Origin of the sequence: Belnapia rosea (assembly GCF_900101615.1) — a bacterium.
Taxonomy (GTDB): domain Bacteria; phylum Pseudomonadota; class Alphaproteobacteria; order Acetobacterales; family Acetobacteraceae; genus Belnapia; species Belnapia rosea.
Genome location: NZ_FMZX01000001.1, coordinates 793598 through 813766, shown reverse-complemented (window position 1 = coordinate 813766; position 20169 = coordinate 793598). Strand labels below are relative to the sequence as shown.

The 20169-nt window shown below is 71.4% G+C and carries 24 protein-coding genes; 16 read left to right on the top strand and 8 right to left on the bottom strand.

Annotation, left to right across the window (positions count from 1 at the left end; all coding sequences use genetic code 11):
- Positions 1-15 precede the first annotated feature (15 nt).
- Positions 16-777: a septum site-determining protein MinC gene (gene minC, locus BLR02_RS03925; RefSeq protein ID WP_245704599.1), complete on the bottom strand. Its 762-nt coding sequence runs from the start codon at positions 775-777 to the stop codon at positions 16-18.
- A gap of 182 nt (positions 778-959) precedes the next feature.
- Here minC and BLR02_RS03920 point away from each other — a divergent pair, with 182 nt between their 5' ends.
- The 9 genes from BLR02_RS03920 (at position 960) to hpxZ (ending at position 8972) form a co-directional block, all read left to right on the top strand.
- Entirely contained in the window at positions 960-1862 is a 903-nt protein-coding gene (locus tag BLR02_RS03920; protein ID WP_176849362.1) for an ABC transporter substrate-binding protein, read from the top strand.
- Entirely contained in the window at positions 1859-2305 is a 447-nt protein-coding gene (locus tag BLR02_RS03915; RefSeq protein ID WP_090660637.1) for an acyl-CoA thioesterase, read from the top strand. Before BLR02_RS03920 ends, BLR02_RS03915 begins: the two co-directional genes overlap by 4 nt.
- A gap of 35 nt (positions 2306-2340) precedes the next feature.
- Positions 2341-3318: a D-2-hydroxyacid dehydrogenase family protein gene (locus BLR02_RS03910; RefSeq protein WP_090660634.1), complete on the top strand. Its 978-nt coding sequence runs from the start codon at positions 2341-2343 to the stop codon at positions 3316-3318.
- Positions 3319-3435: 117 nt separating this feature from the next.
- Positions 3436-4383, top strand: coding sequence for an ABC transporter substrate-binding protein (locus tag BLR02_RS03905; protein ID WP_090566645.1), 948 nt, complete (start codon positions 3436-3438; stop codon positions 4381-4383).
- Entirely contained in the window at positions 4380-5180 is an 801-nt protein-coding gene (locus tag BLR02_RS03900; RefSeq protein ID WP_090660631.1) for an ABC transporter permease, read from the top strand. Before BLR02_RS03905 ends, BLR02_RS03900 begins: the two co-directional genes overlap by 4 nt.
- A complete protein-coding gene (locus tag BLR02_RS03895; RefSeq protein WP_090566650.1) occupies positions 5173-5967 on the top strand; it encodes an ABC transporter ATP-binding protein in 795 nt (264 codons plus the stop codon). The genes BLR02_RS03900 and BLR02_RS03895 overlap by 8 nt, the downstream gene beginning before the upstream one ends.
- Positions 5968-5977: 10 nt before the next feature.
- Positions 5978-6820, top strand: coding sequence for an alpha/beta hydrolase (locus BLR02_RS03890; RefSeq protein ID WP_090660628.1), 843 nt, complete (start codon positions 5978-5980; stop codon positions 6818-6820).
- On the top strand, positions 6820-8601 hold the full coding sequence (gene atzF / locus BLR02_RS03885; protein ID WP_218127855.1) for an allophanate hydrolase: 1782 nt from the start codon (positions 6820-6822) through the stop codon (positions 8599-8601). Before BLR02_RS03890 ends, atzF begins: the two co-directional genes overlap by 1 nt.
- The gene (hpxZ, locus tag BLR02_RS03880) at positions 8601-8972 is read left to right on the top strand and encodes an oxalurate catabolism protein HpxZ (RefSeq protein ID WP_090660621.1); all 372 of its coding nucleotides are present in this window, start codon (positions 8601-8603) and stop codon (positions 8970-8972) included. The genes atzF and hpxZ overlap by 1 nt, the downstream gene beginning before the upstream one ends.
- Here the strand turns inward: hpxZ and BLR02_RS03875 are convergent.
- A complete protein-coding gene (locus tag BLR02_RS03875; protein WP_090660618.1) occupies positions 8969-10171 on the bottom strand; it encodes a Zn-dependent hydrolase in 1203 nt (400 codons plus the stop codon). The genes hpxZ and BLR02_RS03875 overlap by 4 nt on opposite strands.
- Before the next feature lie 237 nt (positions 10172-10408).
- Between BLR02_RS03875 and BLR02_RS03870 the strand changes: the two genes are divergently transcribed.
- Together BLR02_RS03870 and BLR02_RS03865 are read left to right on the top strand one after the other, a co-directional pair.
- A complete protein-coding gene (locus BLR02_RS03870; RefSeq protein WP_176849361.1) occupies positions 10409-11392 on the top strand; it encodes a Bug family tripartite tricarboxylate transporter substrate binding protein in 984 nt (327 codons plus the stop codon).
- 5 nt (positions 11393-11397) lie between these two features.
- Positions 11398-11784, top strand: a complete 387-nt coding sequence (locus BLR02_RS03865; protein WP_090566670.1) for a RidA family protein — start codon at positions 11398-11400, stop codon at positions 11782-11784.
- Here the strand turns inward: BLR02_RS03865 and BLR02_RS03860 are convergent, their stop codons facing one another.
- Together BLR02_RS03860 and BLR02_RS03855 are read right to left on the bottom strand one after the other, a co-directional pair.
- Complete coding sequence (locus tag BLR02_RS03860; protein ID WP_090566673.1) at positions 11785-12573, bottom strand: cyclase family protein; 789 nt, start codon at positions 12571-12573, stop codon at positions 11785-11787.
- A 14-nt stretch (positions 12574-12587) separates the two neighbouring features.
- Positions 12588-13373 (bottom strand): SDR family NAD(P)-dependent oxidoreductase, encoded by a 786-nt coding sequence (locus tag BLR02_RS03855; protein ID WP_090566676.1) that lies wholly within the window; start codon positions 13371-13373, stop codon positions 12588-12590.
- An 80-nt stretch (positions 13374-13453) separates the two neighbouring features.
- Here BLR02_RS03855 and BLR02_RS03850 point away from each other — a divergent pair, with 80 nt between their 5' ends.
- On the top strand, positions 13454-13777 hold the full coding sequence (locus tag BLR02_RS03850) for a 2Fe-2S iron-sulfur cluster-binding protein (RefSeq protein ID WP_090566679.1): 324 nt from the start codon (positions 13454-13456) through the stop codon (positions 13775-13777).
- 4 nt (positions 13778-13781) lie between these two features.
- On the top strand, positions 13782-14336 hold the full coding sequence (locus BLR02_RS03845) for an NUDIX domain-containing protein (RefSeq protein WP_090660611.1): 555 nt from the start codon (positions 13782-13784) through the stop codon (positions 14334-14336).
- A 51-nt stretch (positions 14337-14387) separates the two neighbouring features.
- On the opposite strand, the gene BLR02_RS30815 is transcribed toward BLR02_RS03845, so the two are convergent.
- The gene (locus BLR02_RS30815; RefSeq protein ID WP_090660608.1) at positions 14388-15713 is read right to left on the bottom strand and encodes a GDSL-type esterase/lipase family protein; all 1326 of its coding nucleotides are present in this window, start codon (positions 15711-15713) and stop codon (positions 14388-14390) included.
- Positions 15714-15768: 55 nt separating this feature from the next.
- The gene (locus BLR02_RS03835; protein ID WP_090566688.1) at positions 15769-16260 is read right to left on the bottom strand and encodes a cupin domain-containing protein; all 492 of its coding nucleotides are present in this window, start codon (positions 16258-16260) and stop codon (positions 15769-15771) included.
- Positions 16261-16374: 114 nt separating this feature from the next.
- On the opposite strand from BLR02_RS03835, the gene BLR02_RS03830 reads away from it, so the two are divergent.
- Positions 16375-17346: a TRAP transporter substrate-binding protein gene (locus BLR02_RS03830; RefSeq protein ID WP_090566691.1), complete on the top strand. Its 972-nt coding sequence runs from the start codon at positions 16375-16377 to the stop codon at positions 17344-17346.
- Between the two features lie 21 nt (positions 17347-17367).
- Here the strand turns inward: BLR02_RS03830 and BLR02_RS03825 are convergent, their stop codons facing one another.
- A complete protein-coding gene (locus BLR02_RS03825; RefSeq protein WP_090566693.1) occupies positions 17368-17598 on the bottom strand; it encodes a hypothetical protein in 231 nt (76 codons plus the stop codon).
- 196 nt (positions 17599-17794) lie between these two features.
- Here BLR02_RS03825 and BLR02_RS03820 point away from each other — a divergent pair, with 196 nt between their 5' ends.
- The gene (locus BLR02_RS03820; RefSeq protein ID WP_218127489.1) at positions 17795-18613 is read left to right on the top strand and encodes a helix-turn-helix domain-containing protein; all 819 of its coding nucleotides are present in this window, start codon (positions 17795-17797) and stop codon (positions 18611-18613) included.
- Here BLR02_RS03820 and BLR02_RS03815 read toward each other — a convergent pair.
- Positions 18597-19424: a squalene/phytoene synthase family protein gene (locus tag BLR02_RS03815; RefSeq protein WP_090660605.1), complete on the bottom strand. Its 828-nt coding sequence runs from the start codon at positions 19422-19424 to the stop codon at positions 18597-18599. The genes BLR02_RS03820 and BLR02_RS03815 overlap by 17 nt on opposite strands.
- Positions 19425-19530: 106 nt before the next feature.
- Between BLR02_RS03815 and BLR02_RS03810 the strand changes: the two genes are divergently transcribed.
- Positions 19531-20169, top strand: coding sequence for a superoxide dismutase (locus BLR02_RS03810; RefSeq protein WP_090566699.1), 639 nt, complete (start codon positions 19531-19533; stop codon positions 20167-20169).

Below are 20169 nucleotides of genomic sequence, written 5' to 3'. Positions count from 1 at the left end.
CCCTTACTCATCCCATCACCCCAGCGGCGCGAACCGCATCTCCTCGCCCTCGAGCCGCACCTGGGTGGGCTTGCCGATGGGCGCATCCCCGAGGCCCTCGCGCACCGCGTAGTAACCGGCGATGGCGACCAGCTCGGGGTCGAAATTCAGCGCGAAGATCCGCGCGGTGGCGTCGTCGGCGGCGCCGGCGACGGCCCGGCCGCGCAGCGCGCCGTATACATGAATATTGCCGTCGGCAATGATTTCCGCGCCGGCATTCACCGTCGCCGTCACGATGAGGTCGGCGCCCTGGGCATAGATGCGCTGGCCGGAGCGTACCGGCTCGGTCACTAGCATGGCGGCGCGGCCGGAGCCGAGGAAGTCGGGGCGCGGCACGGCCTCGGCCGGCGGTGGCGGCGGGGCGGCGGCGGCCACGGCCTCTGGCGGCGGCGCGGCCGGCTCGGTCTCGGCACCGCCGACGGCGCGGAGCGGCGGCAGGCCCGCGGTCTGCGCCGCCTGCTTCATCGCCTGGGTGCCGCCCGAGGTGCCGATCGGCACGATCTCAAGCTTGTGGAGCCCTTCGACCAGGCCGCGGAAATCGACCTCCTCGGGCGCCGCCTCGAGATCGGCGAGGCCGATGACGATGGGGGCGAAGCGCAGGAAGCCGGGCGCGCGGCGGAACTGGTCGCCGAGCGCAGGCAGCACCGCATCCGGCCGCGGGTCCAGCAGGCGCAGGACGAGCAGGTTGAAATTGCCGGCGCGGAGGCGGAATGCTTCAGGAAGCGTCTGGCTGCTCAAGGCGCTCTCGGACCTGCCGTGGCGGGCAAAGGGGTTGCGGGGCCGGGCGGCGTCGGAAGCCGCCCGTTCCATGGTCTATAGCGGCCACATCGCGGGCGGCGAAGCCCGAATACGCCGGTCCATCACGGATTGGCGCGGCGCGTGGCCGGGCCATAATGGCTGGCGAACCCAAGGAGCGTACCTTGCAGCCGCTGACCCTGATCGAACCGTTCCGCGCCTTGTTCTATGCGCCCTTCTATCTCGCCGAGGCGGAGGGGCTGTTCGCCCGGGAGGGGATCGACCTGCGGATGGTCACGGCCGGCAGCACGGATGCCGCAGCGGCGATGCTGCTGGCCGGCAAGGCGGACCTCGCCTGGTCGGGCCCGATGCGGCCCCTGCTGCTGCGCAGCCGCGACCCCGGCTGCACCCTGCGCAGCTTCTGCGCGGTGGTGATGCGGGACCCCTTCCTGCTGGTCGGGGCTGCGCCGCGGCCGGGCTTCGTGCTGGAGGAGCTGCCGGGGCTGCGGCTCGGGCTGGTCTCCGAGGTGCCGACGCCAGTCTGGTGCCTGCGCGGCGATCTGGCGCAGGCGGGCATCGACCCCATGGCGATCGGCGAGCCTGCGGGGCCCGGCATGGCGGAGAATGCCGGGGCGGTGGTCGCCGGCGCACTGGATGTCGCTCAGCTTTTCGAGCCTTTCGCCTGCCGGGTCGAAGATGCGGGCGGTGCGGTCTGGCATGCCCAGGCGAATCGGGGGCTGACCGCCTATACGGCCTTCTATGCGACCGAGGCCGGAATCGCGGCGCGGCGGCCGGCGCTGATCGGCATGGTTCGCGCCATGCGCGCGGCGCTGGCGCGGATCCGGCAGGCGCCGGCCGAGGCGGTGGCGGCCGCCATTGCCTCGCGCTTCCCGGAGGTGCCGGAGGCGCATCGGGTGCGGGCCATCGCGCGCTACCAAGCGCTTGGCCTGTGGGAGGCGGGGCCGGCCTTCCCGCGCAAGGCCTTCGACCGGCTGGGCGCGGCGATGCTGGCGGCCGGGGCCATCGCCCATGTGCCGCCCTTCGAGGACTGCGTCGATACGGCGCTCGAGGCGGAGGCCCTGGCATGAGCCGCCCCCCGATCGGGACCCGCGCGGACTACCGCTGGTTCACCGCCATCCCGACGCGCTGGATGGACAATGACGTCTATGGCCATGTGAACAACGTCACCTATTACAGCTGGATCGACACCGCGGTGGCGCAATTCCTGATCGAGCAGGGCGTGCTCGACCTGGCGACGAGCGCCGAGGTCGGCCTCGTCGTCGAGACCCAGTGCCGCTACTTCGCGCCGATCGCCTTCCCCGACCTGGTGACCTGCGGCGTCCGCTGCGGGCGGCTCGGCACCGCCTCCATCCGCTATGAGGTCGGCATCTTCCGCAACGATGAGCAGGAGGCGAGCGCCGAGGGCCATTTCATCCACGTCTATGTCGCCCGTGCGGAGCAGGGCCGGAGCGTCCCCCTCCCCGGCCGGCTGCGCGAGGCGGCGACGCGGCTGCTGCTGCCCGGCGGCTGATGCCGGGCCAAAAACCCAATCCAGAGGAAACGACCATGCCCGAACTGACCCGCCTCGCCATCCTCGACGACTACCAGGGCGTCGCGCTGACCCGCGGCCCCTGGGACCGGCTGCCGGAGGGCCTCACCATCGAGGTGTTCCGCGAAACCGTCACCGATCCGGAGGCGCTGGTGGCGCGGCTGGCACCCTTCGATGCCATCCTGATGATGCGCGAGCGCACCCCCTTCCCGCGCGCCCTGCTGGAGCGGCTGCCCAACCTCCGCCTGCTGGTGACGACCGGGGCGCGGAACCGCAGCATCGACCTGGAGGCGGCGGCGGAGCGTGGCGTCACCGTCTGCGGCACGCCGGGCTTCGGCAACCCGACGGTGGACCTGACCTGGGGGCTGATCCTTTCGCTGATGCGGCGCATCCCGGAGCAGCAGGCCTCGCTGCGGGCCGGGGGATGGCAGATCGCGCCGGGCGGCAGCGTCGGCGTGACGCTCGAGGGCAAGGTGCTGGGGCTGGTCGGCCTCGGCAACCTTGGCGCGCGGGTGGCGAAGGTCGGCGCCGCCTTCGGCATGGAGATCCTCGCCTGGAGCCAGAACCTGACGGCCGAGCGCGCCGAGGCGGCGGGCGCGCGGCTGGTGGACAAGGCCAGGCTGATGGCGGAAGCGGATGTGATCAGCCTCCATCTCGTGCTGTCGGACCGGTCGCGCGGCATCGTCGGCGCGGCGGATATCGCGCGGATGAAGCGTTCGGCAATGATCGTGAACACCAGCCGCGGGCCGCTGATCGAGCAGGAGGCGCTGATCGCGGCCCTGGCGGAGGGGCGGATCGCCGGCGCCGGGATCGATGTCTTCGACCAGGAGCCGCTGCCACCCGGTCACCCCCTCCTGGCCGCGCCGAACACCGTGCTCACCCCGCATCTGGGCTATGTGACGGAGGAGAATTACGCGCAGTACTTCCTTGGCGCGGTCGAGGCGGTGCAAGCATTCATCGCCGGCCAGCCGATCCGCGAATTGCGCGCGGGATAGGCACCCTGCCGCCTGCTTGGGCGGAAGGCGGGCCATGGAACGCCATGCTGGGCCGGCGGGATCGGCATGGACGTTGCATGCGACGGGGCAACGTCCGTTTGCTGGAGGATCGCCCCCATGGCCCTTGCCCGCCGCACCCTGCTCGGTGCCGCCTCCGCCGTCCTGGCGGCGCCGGCGCTGCATGCCCAGGGGGTGACCGTGAAGATGGGCGCGCTGCGCCTCATCCATTCCATCGCGCCCTATCTGTATGAGCGCTTCCAGCCGGCGGGGATGCGGATCGAGGTCATCCCCTTCGAGAGCCCGACCGAGGGCAAGAATGCGGTGGTGACGAAATCAGTCGATTTTGGCGCCTTCGGCATCGCCGCCGGCATCCTCGGCGCCGCGGCGCGGGAGCCGGTGACGGTCATCGGCTCCTGCTGCGACCGCGGCATGGCGGTGGTGGCGAAGAAGGATGCGGGCATCGACAAGCTGGCCGACCTGCGCGGCAAGCGCGTCGGCATCTGGCCGGGCTCGACGCAGGAGGTCTTCATCCTCGAGCGGCTGCGGATGGAGGGGATGACGATCCGCGACGTGCAATCGGTGCGCGTCTCCTTCTCCGAGATGCCGATCGCCCTCGCCCGCGGCGATGTCGATGCCTATGTCGGGGCGGAGCCGGGGCCGGGCGTCTCGCTCGCGGCCGGGATCGGCAAGATCGTCGAATACCCGTATTCGACGCCGATGGGCTCGCTGAACATGATCTTCGCCACCCATCCGGACACCATCGCCCAGCGGCCGGAGGTGGTGCGGGCGATGCTGAAGGTGCACCGGCAGGCCAGCGAGTTCGGCATGGCGAATCGCGACGTCACCATCGAGACGGCGGTGGCGAAGCTCGGCATGCGGCGTGACGCGCTGGAGATGAGCCTGCCGAATGTCGAGCTGAATTGGCAGATGACGCCCGGGATGGTGACGCGGGCGAAGACCTATGCCGAGCAGATGCTGAGCCTGAAGCAGATCCGCGCGCTGCCGGATTTCGCCACCTTCTTCAACGCCACCTTCTCGGACGAGCTGGCGAAGTCGGCGGCATGACGGCGCTGGCGGCGCGCGCCGCGGCCTCGCGCCAGGCCCTGCTGGCGGTGGCGGCGCCGGTGATCGGGGTGCTGGCCTGGCACATGGCGACCAGCGGGCCGGGCTATCACCTCATCCCGCCGCCCTCCGAGGTGGCGGTGCAGTGGTGGGACCTCGCCTTCGGCGGGATCTGGGACGATCTCTATTCGGGGACGCTCTGGAGCCACATGATCGCCAGCCTCAGCCGCGTCTATGGCGGCTTCGCCCTGGCCGCGCTGGTGGCGCTGCCGCTCGGCATGCTGATCGGGCGGGTGCCCTTCGTGCGGGACCTGCTCGATCCGTCCTTGCAGATCCTGCGGCCGATCCCGGTGACGGCCTGGCTGCCGCTTGCCATGATCGTCTTCGGCATCGGGCCGCGCAGCGCCTTCTTCCTCGTCTTCCTCGGCGCCTTCTACCCGATCCTGCTCAACACGATCTTCGGGGTGCGCAGCGTCGAGGGGCGGCTGTTCGAGGCGGCGGCGATGCTCGGCGTCGGGCCGCAGGCGGTGTTCTGGAAGGTGGTGCTGCCGGCCTCCCTTCCCTCCATCTTCACCGGGCTGCGGCTGGGGCTGGGCTTCGCCTGGGTGGTGATCGTCGTCGGCGAGATGACCGGCGTGCAGACCGGGCTCGGCGCCATCATCATGGAGGCGCGGCAGCTCTCGCGCACGGAGATCGTCATCTCCGGCATGGTGACGATCGGCGTGCTCGGCTTCCTCTCCGACCGGGCGGTGCAGCTGCTCGGCCGTCGCCTGCTGCGCTGGAGTCCGCAACATGGGTGAGACCTTGGCGAGGCCGGCAGCCGCAGCGGGGACGGTGCTTCCCATCCTCGACATCGCGCATGTCGACAAGCGCTTCGCCTTCGGGGCGGAGACGATCACCGCGCTCTCGGATGCGACGCTGCGGGTCGAGCGGGGCGAGTTCATCTGCCTGATCGGCCCCTCGGGCTGCGGCAAGTCGACGCTGCTGCGGATGATCGCGGGCTTCGAGGCGGTGAGCGCCGGGTCGCTGCTGATGTGGGGCAAGCCGGTGGCGGGGCCGGGGCCGGACCGGGGGATGGTCTTCCAGGATTACGGTCTCTTCCCCTGGCTGACGGTCAGCCAGAACATCGCCTTCGGCCCGGTGGCGCGCGGGCGACCGAAGGCCGAGGCGGCGGCGACCGCCCGGCGCTTCGTCGAGATGGTCGGGCTCACGCGCTTCGCCGATGCCTATCCGCACCAGCTCTCGGGGGGCATGAAGCAGCGGGTGGCGATCGCCCGCGTGCTCGCCAACGATGCCGAGGTGGTGCTGATGGACGAGCCCTTCGGCGCGCTCGACGCCATGACGCGGGAGCGGCTGCAGGAGGAGCTGCTGGACATCTGGGCCAAGGCGCGGCTCAGCATCATCTTCGTCACCCATGCGATCGAGGAGGCCATCCTGCTCGCCGACCGGGTGGTGGTGATGTCGCCTGGGCCGGGGCGGATCATCGCCGATGAGCGCATCGCCCTGCCGCGGCCGCGCGACCCGACGGGGGTGGAGTTCAACGCGCTGCGGCGGCATCTTTCGGGGCTGCTCGGCAGCCTGCATTAGGGAACCCACCATGGCCTATGACCCGCTGCCGCCCTTCTGGGCCGGCGCCAGCCTCGCCGAGCGCAGCGCCGCCTACGACAACAGCACGGCGGTCGCCGACAGCCCGGCGCTGATCGCGGCGCGCAATGCCGAGGCGGCCCCCTTCCGCGCGGCGCGGGCCGGGCATCTCGACCTTGCCTATGGGCCGACGCAGCGGACGGCCTGGGACCTGTTTCCGGCGGCCGAGGCCTCCGCGCCCTGCCTCGTCTTCATCCATGGCGGCTACTGGCAGCGCAACCGGCGGGAGGATTTCTGCGCCTTCATGGCGGGTGCGCTGGAGCGGGGCTGGTCGGCGGCGCTGCCGGGCTATTCGCTCGGGCCGGAGGCGACGCTGACGCAGATCGTCGGCGAGATCCGCGCCGCGCTCGACTGGCTGCAGGCACATGGGGCGGAGCACGGGATCGGCGGCAAGGTGGTGCTGTCGGGCTGGTCGGCGGGCGGGCATCTCACCGCCATGGCGCTCGACCATCCGGTGGTCACGGCGGGGCTCGCCATCTCCGGCATCTTCGAGCTGGCGCCGATCCGCGATACCGACCTCAACGAGAAGCTGGCGCTGACCGAGGCGGAGCTGGCCGCGCTCTCGCCCATGCGGCTGCCGGTGGTGCAGAAGCCGCTCGCCATCGCCTATGGCACCGGCGAGCTGCCGGAGTTGCGGCGGCAGTCGCGCGACTTCCACGCGCTGCGGGCCGAGGCGCATGCGCCGGGGCCGCTGATCCCGGTGAGCGGGGCGGATCATTTCCGCATCCTCGAGGCGCTGAAGGCGAAGGATGGCGAGATGCTTCGGGCGGCGGAAGACCTGCTGAGGTTCGGGTGATGCTGCCCGCCGCCTTCACCCTCCCGGCGCTGGCCAGGTATATCGCCTCGGGCGGCAGCCCGGTGGCCATAGCGGCCGAGGCATTGCGCCGGATCAAGGCCTGGGGCGACCCGGCCCTCTTCCTCGCCCGCGTCCCGGCCGAGGCGGTGCTGGCGCGGGCCGAGGCGCTGGCGGCGGAGGGGAAGCGGGGGCGGCCGCTCTTCGGTCTGCCTTTCGTGGTGAAGGACAATATCGACTGCGCCGGCCTGCCGACGACGGCGGCCTGCCCGGACTACGCCTACCAGCCGGCCTCGGACAGCCCGGCGGTGGCGCGGCTGCTGGCAGCGGGGGCGGTGCTGCTCGGCAAGGTCAATCTCGACCAATTCGCGACGGGGCTGAACGGGACGCGCAGCCCCCATGGCACGCCGCGCAACCCGGTCGTGCCCGATTGCATCCCCGGCGGCTCCTCCTCCGGTTCGGCGACGGCGGTGGCGGCGGGCATCGCCGCCTTCTCCCTGGGGACGGATACCGCCGGCTCCGGCCGGGTGCCGGCGATGGTGAACAACATCGTCGGGCTGAAGCCGAGCCTCGGGTTGGTGCCGACGCTGGGGGTGGTGCCGGCCTGCCGCTCGCTCGACTGCATCTCGATCTTCGCGCTGGCGGTCGAGGATGCCGCGACGGTGCTGGAGGTGATGGCGGGGCCGGAGCGGGAGGACCGCTATTCCCGCCCTGCCCCGGCGGGCTGGCGCGCGGTGCCGGCGCCGCAGCCGCATTGGCGGCTGGCGGCGCCGCTCGTGGAGCAGCTGGTCTTCGACACCCCGGCGGATGCGGCGCTCTATGAGGCGGCGCTGGCGCGGGCGGGCGGGCCGGTGGCGCGGGTCGATATCGCGCCCTTCCTGGCCATCGCCCGGCGTCTCTATGACGGCGCCTGGGTGGCGGAGCGGACGGCGGCGCTGCGGGGGATGGTGACGGAGCGGCCGGGCAGCCTGCACCCGGTGACGCGCGGCATCCTCGAGGCTGGGCTCGACAAGCGGACGATCGACGCCTGGGACGATCTCGATGCGGCCGCCGAGGCGCGGCGGCTGGCGCGGCGCCTCTTCGAGGGCATCGACGCGCTGATCCTGCCGACGGCGCCGGGGACGCCGGCCCTGGCCGACCTGGCGGCGGAGCCGGTGGCGGCGAACAGCCGACTCGGGACCTACACGAATTTCGTCAATATCTGCGACCTGGCGGCGCTGGCCGTGCCGGCGGGCTTCCGCCCGGATGGACGGCCCTTCGGTATCACCTTGGTAGGCCCGGCTTTCGCCGAGGCGCGGCTGGCCGGGCTCGGGGCGCGGCTGCATGCCTCGGCCGGGGTCGGGCTCGGGGCACTGGGCGGGGCGGTGCCGGCGCCCTCCGCACCACCGGCCCTCGCGCCCGGGGAGCTGCCGCTGCTGGCGATCGGCGCGCATATGGCCGGGCTGCCGCTCAATCCGCAGATCCTGCGGCATGGCGGGCGGTTCCTGGCTGAGGCGCGGACGGCGCCGCTCTACCGGCTGCATGACCTCGGCAAGCGGCCGGGGCTGGTGCGGGTGGCGGAGGGCGGCGTCGCGGTGGCGGGCGAGGTCTGGGCCTTGCCGGCGGCCTCGGTCGGGCCCTTCCTGGCGGAGATCCCGCCGCCGCTCGGCTTCGGCCGGGTGACGCTGCAGGATGGGTCCAGCCCGCTCGGCTTCCTCTGCGAGGCGGTGGGCGTGGCCGGCATGCCGGATATCTCGGCTACGGGCGGGTGGCGCGCCTATCTCGCCACGAGGGAGAACGCTTGATGGATGTCGATCTGCCCGAGGTGGTGGCGGAGGTGCGGGCCGCCTTCGCGGAGTATGAGCGGGCGCTGGTGACGAATGACGTGCCGGTGCTGCAGGCGCTGTTCCGGCGCGATGCGCGGACGCTGCGCTACGGCCCGGCGGAATGCCTCTATGGCTGGGAGGCGATCGCCGCCTTCCGCAGCGGGCGCTCACCGGTGGGGCTGGAGCGCGAGCTGGAGAACACCGTCGTCACCACCTATGGCCGCGACTTCGCCGTGGCGAACACGGAATTCCTGCGGGCAGGGAAGCGCGGGCGGCAGAGCCAGACATGGGTGCGCTTCCCCGATGAGGGCTGGCGCATCGTCGCCGCCCATGTGTCGCTGATGGGCTAGCCCTTCAGGAACTGCTCCGCCGCGTCGGCGAGGATCTGGCAGCAGAGCGCCAGGTCCTCCTCCTTGGTGTCCTCCGCCCAGTGATGGCTGATGCCGCCGATGGAGGGGGTGAACAGCATCGAGACCGGCATGACGCGGGCGATGTACTGCGCGTCATGCCCCGCGCCGCTCGGCATGCGCTGCCAGAGGCCGGGAGCGTTCCGCTCCGCCGCGGCGTCGAGGGCGGCCATCATCGCCGTGTCGCAGGGCGCGGGGAGCGACTTGCTGACATTCGCCAGCGTCGCGGTGCAGCGCTCGCGCCGGTTGCTCTCCTGCACGCAGGCGCGGAGGCAGGCCTCCATCCGATCGAGCGTCGCCACCTCGATGTCGCGGAACTGGAAGAGGATGTCGGCGCGGCCGGGGATGATGCTCGGCGCGCCGGGCTCGACGGCGATGCGGCCGGTGGTCCAGGTGCTGCGCTCGCCGCAGGCTTTCGGCATCTCCTGGTCGATCATCGCCAGCAGGCGGACGGCGGTGAGGCCGGCGTCGCGGCGCTCGGCCATGGTGGTGCCGCCGGCATGGTCCTGCATGCCCTCGATGGTGATGCGCCACTGCCAGATGGCGACGATGCCGGTGACGACGCCGGCGCGGAGGCCGGCGCGCTCGAGCTGCGTGCCCTGCTCGATATGCATCTCGAAGAAGCCCTTGTGACGGCCTGGCTCCAGCTGCATGCGGGGCTTGCCCGCGAGGCCGGCGGCGGCCAGCGCCTCGCGCAGCGGCGTGCCGTCATTGCGGCTGCGGCTGCGGTCGATCTCCTCCTCGGGCAGCGCGCCGATGATCGACTTGCTGCCGAGGAAGCCGCCCTCGAAATGCCCCTCCTCATCGGCGAAGGCGGCCACGTCGACGGGCAGCCCGGCACGGGCCAGGGCGAGCGCCGCCATGACGCCGAGCGCGCCGTCGAGCCAGCCGGCCTGGTTCTGGCTCTCGATATGGCTGCCGGCGAGGAGATGCGGGCCCGGGCCGCGGTGGCGGCCATAGACATTGCCGATGCCGTCGATGCTCGGCTCCAGCCCGATCTCCGCCATGCGCTCCATCAGCCAGCGGCGGCTCTCCATATCCTCGGGGGAATAGGTCGGACGGTGCACGCCAGTCTTGTAGCGGCCGATCTGCCGGAGCTCGTTGAGGTCCTTGAGGAAGCGTTCGGCATCGATCTGCGGCATGGATGGTCCTCGGTTGCGCCGCGGCATGCTCGCGCCGAAGCCGTGGGCACGCAACCGGGTGGCGGGCGGGCAATGAGGGTCCTGGGGATGGCTTGGGCCATGCCATCGGCGTTGCGCAGCGCCTCCTGCCTGCGGCTTGGGCAGGCACGGTCTGGCGGCCGCGCTTTGCCGCGCAGGCGGGTCTTGCCGGCGGCTGAGGCTGCCGCAACGATCAGGCCCCTGCCGCAGGAGTACCCCATGACCGCCCTCGCCCCGACGCGCCGTGCCGCGCTGGCCGCGCTGCTTGCCGCCCCTGCCCTGTCTCCCGGTCGTGCCCGGGCGCAGGGCTGGGCGCCGAGCCAGCCGGTTCGGGTCATCATCCCCTTCACGCCGGGCGGGACGATGGATCCGGTGGTGCGGATCGTGCAGAACCTGCTGACCCAATCGCTCGGCCAGCCGGTGGTGATCGAGCACCGGCCGGGCGGCGCCACGGTGATCGGCACGCAGGAGGTGGCGCGCTCCGCCCCCGATGGCCACAGCATGATCATGATCGCCAACAGCTTCGCGGCGAATGTCACGCTGCGGCCGAGCATGCCCTACAAGCCGCTGACGGATTTCGCACCGCTGGTGATGGCGACGGTGGTGCCGCATGTGCTGGTGGTGCATCCCTCGGTCGCCAGGGATTTCGCCGGTTTCCTCGAGGCCGGGCGGAAGCCGGGGCCAGGCTTCGCCTTCGGCTCCTACGGCATCGGCACCTCCAACCATCTCGGCGGCGAGCAATTCCGCGAGGCGGCGAAGCTCAATGCGACGCATGTGCCCTATAACGGCGCGCCGCAGGCGATGACCGACCTGATCGGCAACCGGCTGCAATTCATGTTCGCCAACCTGCCCGACGTCATCCAGCCGGCGCAGCTCGGCCAGATGCGCGCGGTCGCCATCTCGGCCGAGGCACGCGTCAAGGAACTGCCGGAGGTGCCGACCATGGCGGAGCTCGGCTTCCCGCTGGTGCTCTCCGACAGCTGGTTCGGCCTGATCCTGCGCGCCAACGTGCCGGCGCCGGCACGGGCGCGGCTGGAGGCGGCCTGGATCGAGGCGCTCAACCGGCCGGAGGTGAAGGGCAGGCTGGAGGAGCTGGGATTCGCCGTGCTCGCCCGGCCCGGCGCGCAATTCGGCGAGGAGATCCTGCGCTATACCAAAACCTATGCGGAGGTGATCCGCGCCAACAACATCAAGGTGGAGTAGCAGGGATGGAACCGCTCGAGCACATCTTCCCCGAGGGGCAGCACAAGGTCCCGGCGCCGCTCTCGCCGGGGGTGAAGGTCGGCAACCTGCTCTTCATCTCCGGCATCCCGGCCTATGCGGCGGACGGCACGCTGGCGGTCGGCGACTTCACCGCGCAGATGACACAGACCATGGCGAACATCACCGGCATCCTGGCGGCGGCGGGCGCGGGCTGGGACCGGGTGGCGAAGGTGAACGTGCTGCTGACGCGGCGCGAGGATTTCGCCGAGATGAACCGGATCTATGCCGGGCATTTCCCGGACGGGAAATACCCGGCGCGGACCACGGCCATCGTCTACTCGCTGCCGCGCCCGAATTTCCTGCTGGAGATCGAGTGCGTCGCGGTTCTGTAGCTAATCCTCGATGATTGCCACCGCCCGCGTCCAGCCGGCGGAGCCGCGATGCACCTTCACCGGGAAGCAGACGACCTGGAAGCCGTCCGATGGCAGGGCTTCCAGGTTGTGCAGCTTCTCGAGATGCGAGTAGCCGATCTCGCGCCCGGCACGGTGACCCTCCCAAATAAGGGAGGGGTCGCCGCCTTCGGCGATCTTGCGCCGCGTGTGGCTGAACGGGGCGTCCCAGGACCAGGCATCGGTGCCGACGAGGCGGATGCCGCGTTCCAGCAGCCAGAGCGTCGCGGCCTTCCCCATGCCGCAGCCGCGGTCGATGTAGTCCTCCTCGCCGTAGCGGGTGCCGGCGGCGGTGTTGACGACGACGATCTCGAGCGGCTTGAGATCGTGGCCGATGCGCTTCAGCTCCGCTTCGACATCGCCGGGCTGCACGACATAGCCGTCCTCCATGTGGCGGAAGTCGAGCTTCACCGCCGGGTTGAAGCACCATTCGAGCGGCACCTCGTCGATCCGCCAGGAGGGCTCGCCGCCCGGCACCAGCCGCTCGTTCATGCGCGAGAAGTAGTGGTAGGGCGCATCGAGATGGGTGCCGTTATGGGTGCTGATCTCGACCCGCTCCACCGCCGCGTACTCCCCGTTCGGCAGGGCGGAGACGGGCACGCCCATATAGGCGGCCATGCGGGGTGCCGACATGTGATGGTCGACATAGTCGATCTTCGGCAGCATCTCCGGCGGGTCCGACCGGATGCCGGCCTGGAGGGGGACGGAGATGTCGATGAAGCGGCGCGCCATGGGACCTCTCCTGCTCAGAACAGCGAATAGCCGCCGTCGATGACGACCGTGTCGCCGGTGTGGAAGGCGCTGGCGCGGCTCATCAGGTAGATGGCGATGCCGCCGAAATCCTCGCCCGTTCCCCAGCGGCGCATCGGCACGCGGGGCAGGACGTTGCCGGCGAATTTCGGGTCGGCGACGGAGCGGGCCGTCATGTCCGTCTCGATCCAACCGGGCAGGATGGAGTGCGCCCGGATGCCGTGACGGGCATGCTCCACGGCAAGCGCCCGGATCATCGAGACCATGCCGCCCTTGCTGGCGCCGTAATGCTCGTTGCGCGCCGCGCCCTCGATGGCGGCGAGCGAGGCGGTGCCGACCAGCACGCCGCCCTTGTCGCCCGCCTCGGCGCGGGCCTTCATGTGGCGCGCGGCGGCGCGGAAGGTGAGGAAGGCGCCGGTGAGGTTGACGCGGATGACCCGGTCCCACTGCTCCTTCGTCCGCTCGACGAAGGGGCTGGAGCGGCCGCCGGAGATGCCGGCATTGGCGAAGCAGCCATCGACCCGGCCGAGCTGCGCGAGCGTCTCGGCAAAGGCGGCCTCGACCTCGGCCTCCTCGCCGACATCGCAGCGCAGCGCCAGGATGCGTCGGCCGGTCGCTTCGAGCCGGGCGCGGGCGGCCTCGTTCTTCTCCGCATTGGTGCCCCAGATGGCGATGTCGGCACCGGCCTGGGCCAGCGCCTCGGCCATGCCGAGGCCGATTCCGCCATTGCCACCGGTGACGAGGGCCACCTTGCCCGTGAGGTCGAAGGGCGCGTAGGCCATGGATGTCCTCCCGTAATTCGGCCGGCAGGTTGCACCCTCGGCCCGGGGACGCCAAGGAGGGGGGTAAAGGAGTGCCCGCCATGCCACAGATCACCTTCCTCCTGCCCGATGGGCGCGCATTGCCCTGCGAGGCGGGGGATGCGCCGACCGTCATGCATCTGGCGATCCGCCATGACCTGCCGGGCCTGCCGGCGGAGTGCGGCGGGCAACTCGCCTGCGCGACCTGCATGGTGGATGTGGCGGAGGAGTGGCGTGGGCGCGTGCCGGCAGCCGGGCCTGACGAGCACGACATGATCGAGGACACGATCGGCAGCGTCCCCGAGGGCCGGCGCCTCTGCTGCCAGATCGCGGTGACACCGGAGCTCGACGGGCTGGTGGTGCGCGTTCCGGAGCGGCAGGGCTAGAGCGATGACGGACGAACCGGAGATCACCACCCTCGGGACGACACTCGTCTACCAGAACCGCTGGATGCGGGTTCGGGAGGACGCGATCCGCTGGCGGGATGGCTCCACCGGCATCTATGGCGTGGTCGAGAAGCCCGATTTCGTCGCCATCCTGCCGCGCGAGGCGGATGGCTCCGTCCATCTGGTCGAGCAGTACCGGTACCCGATCGGGCGCCGGGTCTGGGAATTTCCGCAAGGAGCCTGGGAAGGGAAGCCGGAGGCCGACCCGCTGGAGGTGGCCCGGGGCGAGCTGCGCGAGGAAACGGGGCTGGTCGCCGGGCGGATGACCTATGCTGGCCGCTTCTTCCAGGGCTACGGGTACTCGACCCAGGCCTGCCATGTCTTCCTCGCCGAGGCGCTGAGCCAGGGCGAGGCGTCGCTGGAGCAGGAGGAGCAGGGCCTGGTGACGCGCCGCGTCCCGGCGGCCGAGTTCGAGCGGATGCTCCGCGACGGCGAGATCGAGGACTCGACCACGCTCGCCGTGCTGGCGCTGCTGCGCGCGAAGGGCCTGCTGCCCTAGCCACGCCCGAAGCTCGGCTGCCGGGCGATGTTGCCCGGCCCCGCTCTCTGGCTAGCGCAGGCCGGGCAGGATGGCGCTCAGGTCGATCGCATGTCCCATCGCCAGGTATCCCGCGCGGTTGGGATGCAGGCGGTCGCCCGGTCCGCCGATGGTGCTGTCGGGCACCATCTCGGCGCGCAGGCCGCCGGTGGATGGGTCAAGCGTCGCCGCATCGAAGTCGATGACGCCGTCGAACAGCCCGCCCTCGCGGATGAAGGCGTTCAGCGCCCGGCGCTTCTCGTCCTGCTCGCGGAAGCCATGGGCCTGGCCCTCATTGCCGAGGGCCGAGGTCAGGGTGGCGCCGATCACCCGCAGCCCGGGCAGGCCGGCGCGCATCCGGCCGACCGCCTCGCGCATCGCCGCCTGCACCGTCTCGACCGAGGCATTGCCGTTGCGGCTGAAGTCGTTGATGCCCTCGAGCCAGATGACCGTGGTGATGCCGGAGAGGGAGAGCACGTCCCGCTCCAGCCGCTGGCTGGCCGAGGGGCCGCCGGGCGCGGGTTTCTGCGGCGCGTACTCGGCCGGGCCGGCCACCTGGTTGCCGCCGATGCCGGCATTCACCACGGCGACGCGGTTGCCATGGCGGGCGAAGAGGCGGCGCGCCAGCACATCGGGCCAGCGGTCGTCGCCGTTCAGCGTGCTGGCGGTGCCGTCGGTGATGCTGTCGCCGAAGCAGAGCACCACGGGCGTGCCGGCGGTGGCGCGCATGTCGATCGCGTCGAGGAAGAACCAGCTCGTCGTGCTGAAGGGGAAACCCGCCTCGCCCTCGTCATGGCCGAGCGAGCCGGCGCCGGGCGGGGTGGCGTAGGAGGTCTGCAGGGCCTTGGCGTGCCAGGTCATCGGCCCGCTCTCGCCGGCGACATGCAGGCTGACGGCGAGCTTCCGGCCCTGCATCTGCCCGGCCTCCGCCTCCGGGACGAAGGGGAGCGCGACGGCATCGCTCCAGGCGCTCTCGCCCGGCGGGATGGTGATGGCAGCCCGCCCGCCGAAGCGGACGGGCTGGTTGCTGCCGGGCACCAGGGCGGCCCCGCCGAGCTGCAACCCGACATGGACGCCGTCGAGGACGAGGGGTTGGGTACCGAGGGCGTTGGAGAAGCGCAGGCGCATCTCCCGGCTCCAGAGGCTCGGACGCAGCACGAGGCGAAGGGTCTGGTCGCGGGCGCCGCGGGCGGGCTCGGGGAAGGCGAAGCGCTGATCCGGCTGGGCGGAGGGGTTGCCGGCGGGATAGGGCCCCTGGACCGAGGCAGCCCAGCTGGTGGCCCAGGCGGTGGCAGCATTCTGGGCGGCGGCGGGCAGGGCCGCGCTCATGGCGAGCAGCAGCGCAAGGGCGAGGCGCATCCGGTATTCTCCTGGCATGGTGGCCAGTCTGCGGCCCGGATGCGGGGGCGTCCACTCACGCCGGGAGGCGACCGAAGACGGTCTCGGCCTCGATCTGCAGCACATTCTCCGGGCGCGGGAAGGGTGCCGGCGGCGCGTCACCCTCGGCGCGGCTGCGGCCGATGCGGGCGAAGAAGCTTTCGAGCCCATGCGGCAGGATCAGCCACAGGAAGGTGAGCGGCCCCTCCCCGGTATTGTGGAAGCTGTGCGGGCGGTTGCGGGGAAAGAAGAAGCAGGTGCCGGGCCGCATCGGATGCACCTCGCCCTCGACATGCGCCTCGCCGCTGCCCTCCTGCACCAGGATCACCTCCTCATTCGCATCGTGCAGATGCTCGCGGACATGGCAGCCGGGATCGACCGTCTGGGTGCCCATGGCGAAGGGTGTCTCGGCGCCGGTGACGGTCGGGTCGAGCAGGCAGCGGACGAAGCCATTGGCCGGCACCGGCTGCCAGTAGCTGGGCCCCTCCCCGGGCTGGCGGATGACGAGGCGGGCGGGGGTGTCGGTCATGGCGGGGCTCCTTACCCATGATCATCGGCATCGCGGCATCGCACGGCAAGCTTGCGGAGGCAGTGCCGGGCATGGAACGGTTGCGCCGCAACAAAAAAGCTGGGGGCTGCTGGGATGATGCGATGGATCCTGGGCTGGGCGCTGCTGCTGGCGCTCGGCGGTGCCGCGCAGGCACAGACGCGATGGGTGATGGCGACGCCCTATGCGGAGAATTTCCACACGCTCAACATCCGCGAGTTCATCGCCGATCTGGAGCGGAGCACGAATGGCGGGCTCGCGGTGCAGCTGCATGCCAATGCCTCGCTGCTGCCGATGGGCCAGATCAAGCGCGGCGTGCAGACGGGCCAGGTGCAGCTGGGCGAGGTGCTGCTCTCGGCCTATGCCAATGAGGACCCATTCTTCGAGGTGGATGGCGTGCCCTTCCTCGCCTGGACCTGGCCGCAGGCCGAGGCGCTGAACGTGGCGACCGAGCCCTATATCCGCGCCAGGCTGGAGCGGCAGGGCCTGACCCTGCTCTACATGGTGCATTGGGATGCGCAGGGCTTCTACTCGAAGGCGGAGTTGAAGAGCCTCGCCGACCTGCGCGGCACGCGCTTCCGTGCCTATAACAACGTCACCGCCCGCATGGCGGAGCTGATGGGGGCGACGCCGGTGACGGTGCAGGCGGCCGAGGTCTCGCAGGCCTTCGCCACCAACGTGATCCAGTCGATGTTCACCTCGGCCCAGACGGGGGTGAACGTCACCGCCTGGGACTTCACGCGCTACTGGTACAATGTCGGCGGGATGCGGACGCGGAATGCCGTCTTCGCCAATAGCCGCGCGGTGGCGGCGCTCGATGCCCCGTCGCGGGCGGCGCTGATGGCGGCCGCGGCGCGTGCGGCGGATCGGGGCAAGCAGATGGCCAAGTCGGCGGAGGTGGCGATGGCCGAACGTCTCCGCACCCAGGGCATGCTGCTGCCGAGCCCGAGCGAGGAGATGATGACCGCGCTCAAGGCGATCGGCGAGACGCAGACGGCTGAATGGGTGCAGCGCGCCGGACCCGAGGGGGCCGAGATGCTGGCGCGCTACAGGGCCGCCTCGCCCTAGCCTGGGTTGGGCCGGCTGGCCTCAGCGCCAGCCGCGCCCATAGCCACCGCCGTAATAGCCGCGGTTGTAATGGCCGCGGCCATAGCCGCCGCCATAATAGCCGCCGCCATAGGCGTAGCGGGACGGCCCGCCATAGCCGTGGCCATAGGCATTCCCCTGGCGGTAGCCATAGCCCGCGGGATAGACCGCGCAGCCCGAGAGGGTGGCGGTGACGGCGAGGAGGGCAAGGCCCTTCAGGATCCGGCTGGTCATGGTGACCTCCTTGGAGGCCAGGGCGGGATGCCTCGGTGGCCTCATTGCCCGAGTGGAGCCCCGGGTCATGGCTTCAGCGCGGCCTTCCGGTGCTGGTTTCGGGGCAGCACGGCCTTGTTTCCGCCATGCGATCGTCGGCCTCGCCTTACCTGCGAGGTCATGGCGGCGCGGCGGGCGTCTCGCTAGCCTTCCCCGCATGGAGACGCAGGACAGGCGGGATGGCCCGCGCTTCGGCATGATGTTGCGGGAATGGCGGCGGGTGCGGCGGCGCAGCCAGCTCGACCTCGCCCTGGATGCCGAGATATCGGCGCGGCATCTGAGCTTCATCGAGACCGGCCGGGCCAGGCCGAGCCGGGAGATGGTGCTGCGCCTGGCCGAGCAGCTCGACATGCCGCTGCGGGAGCGGAACCTGCTGCTGCTGGCCGCCGGCTTCGCCCCCGTCTTCCCCGAACGCGACTACCAGGACCCGGCGCTCGGCCCGGTGCGGGCGATGGTGGAGCGGGTGCTGGCGGGGCATGAGCCTTTTCCCGCCGTCGCCATCGACCGGCACTGGCGGCTGCTGGCGGCCAATGCGGCGGTGGCGCCGCTGCTGGCGGGCTGCGATCCGGCGCTGCTGGCGCCGCCGGTGAACGTGCTGCGGCTCAGCCTGCATGAGCGGGGCCTCGCCCCACGCATCGCCAACCTGCCGGAATGGCGCGACCATCTGCTGGCGAGGCTGCGGCGGCAGGTGGCACAGGCCGCCGACCCCGTGCTCACTGCGCTGCTGGAGGAGCTGCTCTCCTACCCCTCCCCCAGCTCCGACCGGCGGGTGGCGGGGGAGGATGCGCTGGCGGGCATCGCGGTGCCTTTCCAGCTTGCCACCGAGGCCGGGGTGCTGAGCTTCCTCAGCACCACCATGGTCTTCGGGACGCCGCGCGACATCCAGCTGTCCGAGCTGGCGATCGAGGCCTTCCTGCCGGCGGATGCCTTCACCCTGGCGGCGCTCGGGGGCGGGCGGGCTACACCCGGCGGGTGAGGCCGGCGAGGGTGACGGCAAGGCGATCGGCGAGGCCACGCGTCGGCGGGACCGCCTCGCCGCGCGCCAGGCGGCGCAGGTCGCGCCGGGCGAGCACCAACGGCAGGGCAGCGGCGATGGCGGTGCGGGGCAGCCGGGGATGCAGGGCGCGCACCTGGTCGAGGCCACGCCCGGCCAGGGTGGCGACGACAGGCACGGCCGAGCCGGGATCGGCGATGACGGCCTCGGCGGTGAGGCCGGCGGCGGCGAGGGACTCGGCCGGGAGCAGGCAGCGGTTCTGCGCCGCCAGCGCCGCGGTGCTGCGCAGCACGCCGGCCAGCCCATAGGTGGCCCCGGCCTCCTGCAGCGCAGCGAGTGCCGGGCCCTCGGCGCCCAGCAGCCGGCCGGCGGCGACCGCGAAGCCGCCGGCGCTGGCGCGGAGATAGGCGCCGAAGGCGCCATCGGTCGGGATGCCCTCCTCCTCCGCCTCGGCCTCGCGGGCATCGGCCATGGCCTGGAGCGAGTCCGGATCGAGCAGGCCGGCGGTGATCGCGTCATGCAGCGGGCCGGCGATCTCGTGGCGGCGCGGTGGCTTGCCGGTCGCCGCCTCCTCCACCGCATCGCGCCACCATTGCAGGCGGATGAGCGCGATCATCGGCGTGCGCGCCGCCTCGCGGGCCCGGGCCAGCTCGTGGTTGAAGGCGATCAGGGTGAAGAGGGCCTCCCGCCGCTCGGCCGGGGCGAAGAGCGCGCAGAGGAAGCGGTCCGGGTCATGGGCGCGGGCGAAGGCGCCGATCGGGGAAAGGGCCTCGGGGGAGAGCGTGCTGGGCATCGGAGGCTTCATGCCCGCTTGCTTGACGCGCGGGAAGCCGCCGCCTAGCTCTGGCCCCAGCCCCCGGGCTTGCCGGGTGCCACACCCACATAACGGGAGAGACCCAATGGCCTTCAGCCTGCCGCCGCTGCCTTACGATACCAGCGCGCTCGCCGCCCAGGGCATGTGCCAGGAGACGCTCGAGCTCCATCACGGCAAGCATCACAACGCCTATGTCACCGCGCTGAACGGTCTGGTCGAGAGCAAGGGCCTCGCCGGCAAGTCGCTGGAGCAGATCGTCGCCGAGGCCGGCAAGGCCGGGGCCGATGGTCTGCCGGTGCTCAACCAGGCGGGCCAGCACTGGAACCACATCCTGTTCTGGCAGGTGATGTCGCCGAAGGGCGGCGGGGACAAGCTGCCGGCGGCGCTCGCGGCCAAGATCGACCAGGATCTCGGCGGCCTCGCCCAGTTCAAGGAAGCCTTCAAGCAGGCCGGCGTGACGCAGTTCGGCTCCGGCTGGGCCTGGCTGATCGTCGGTGCCGACGGCAAGCTGAAGGTGACGAAGACCCCGAACGGCTCCAACCCCGTCGCCACCGGCGAGGGCACACCGATCCTCGGCGTCGATGTGTGGGAGCACGCCTATTATCTCGACTTCCGCAATGTGCGCCCGAACTACCTCGACAACTTCCTGAACAAGCTGGTCGACTGGGAAGTGGTCGAGACCCTGCTGAAGGATGGCGGCCTGAAGTCGGGCCAGAGCGCCTAA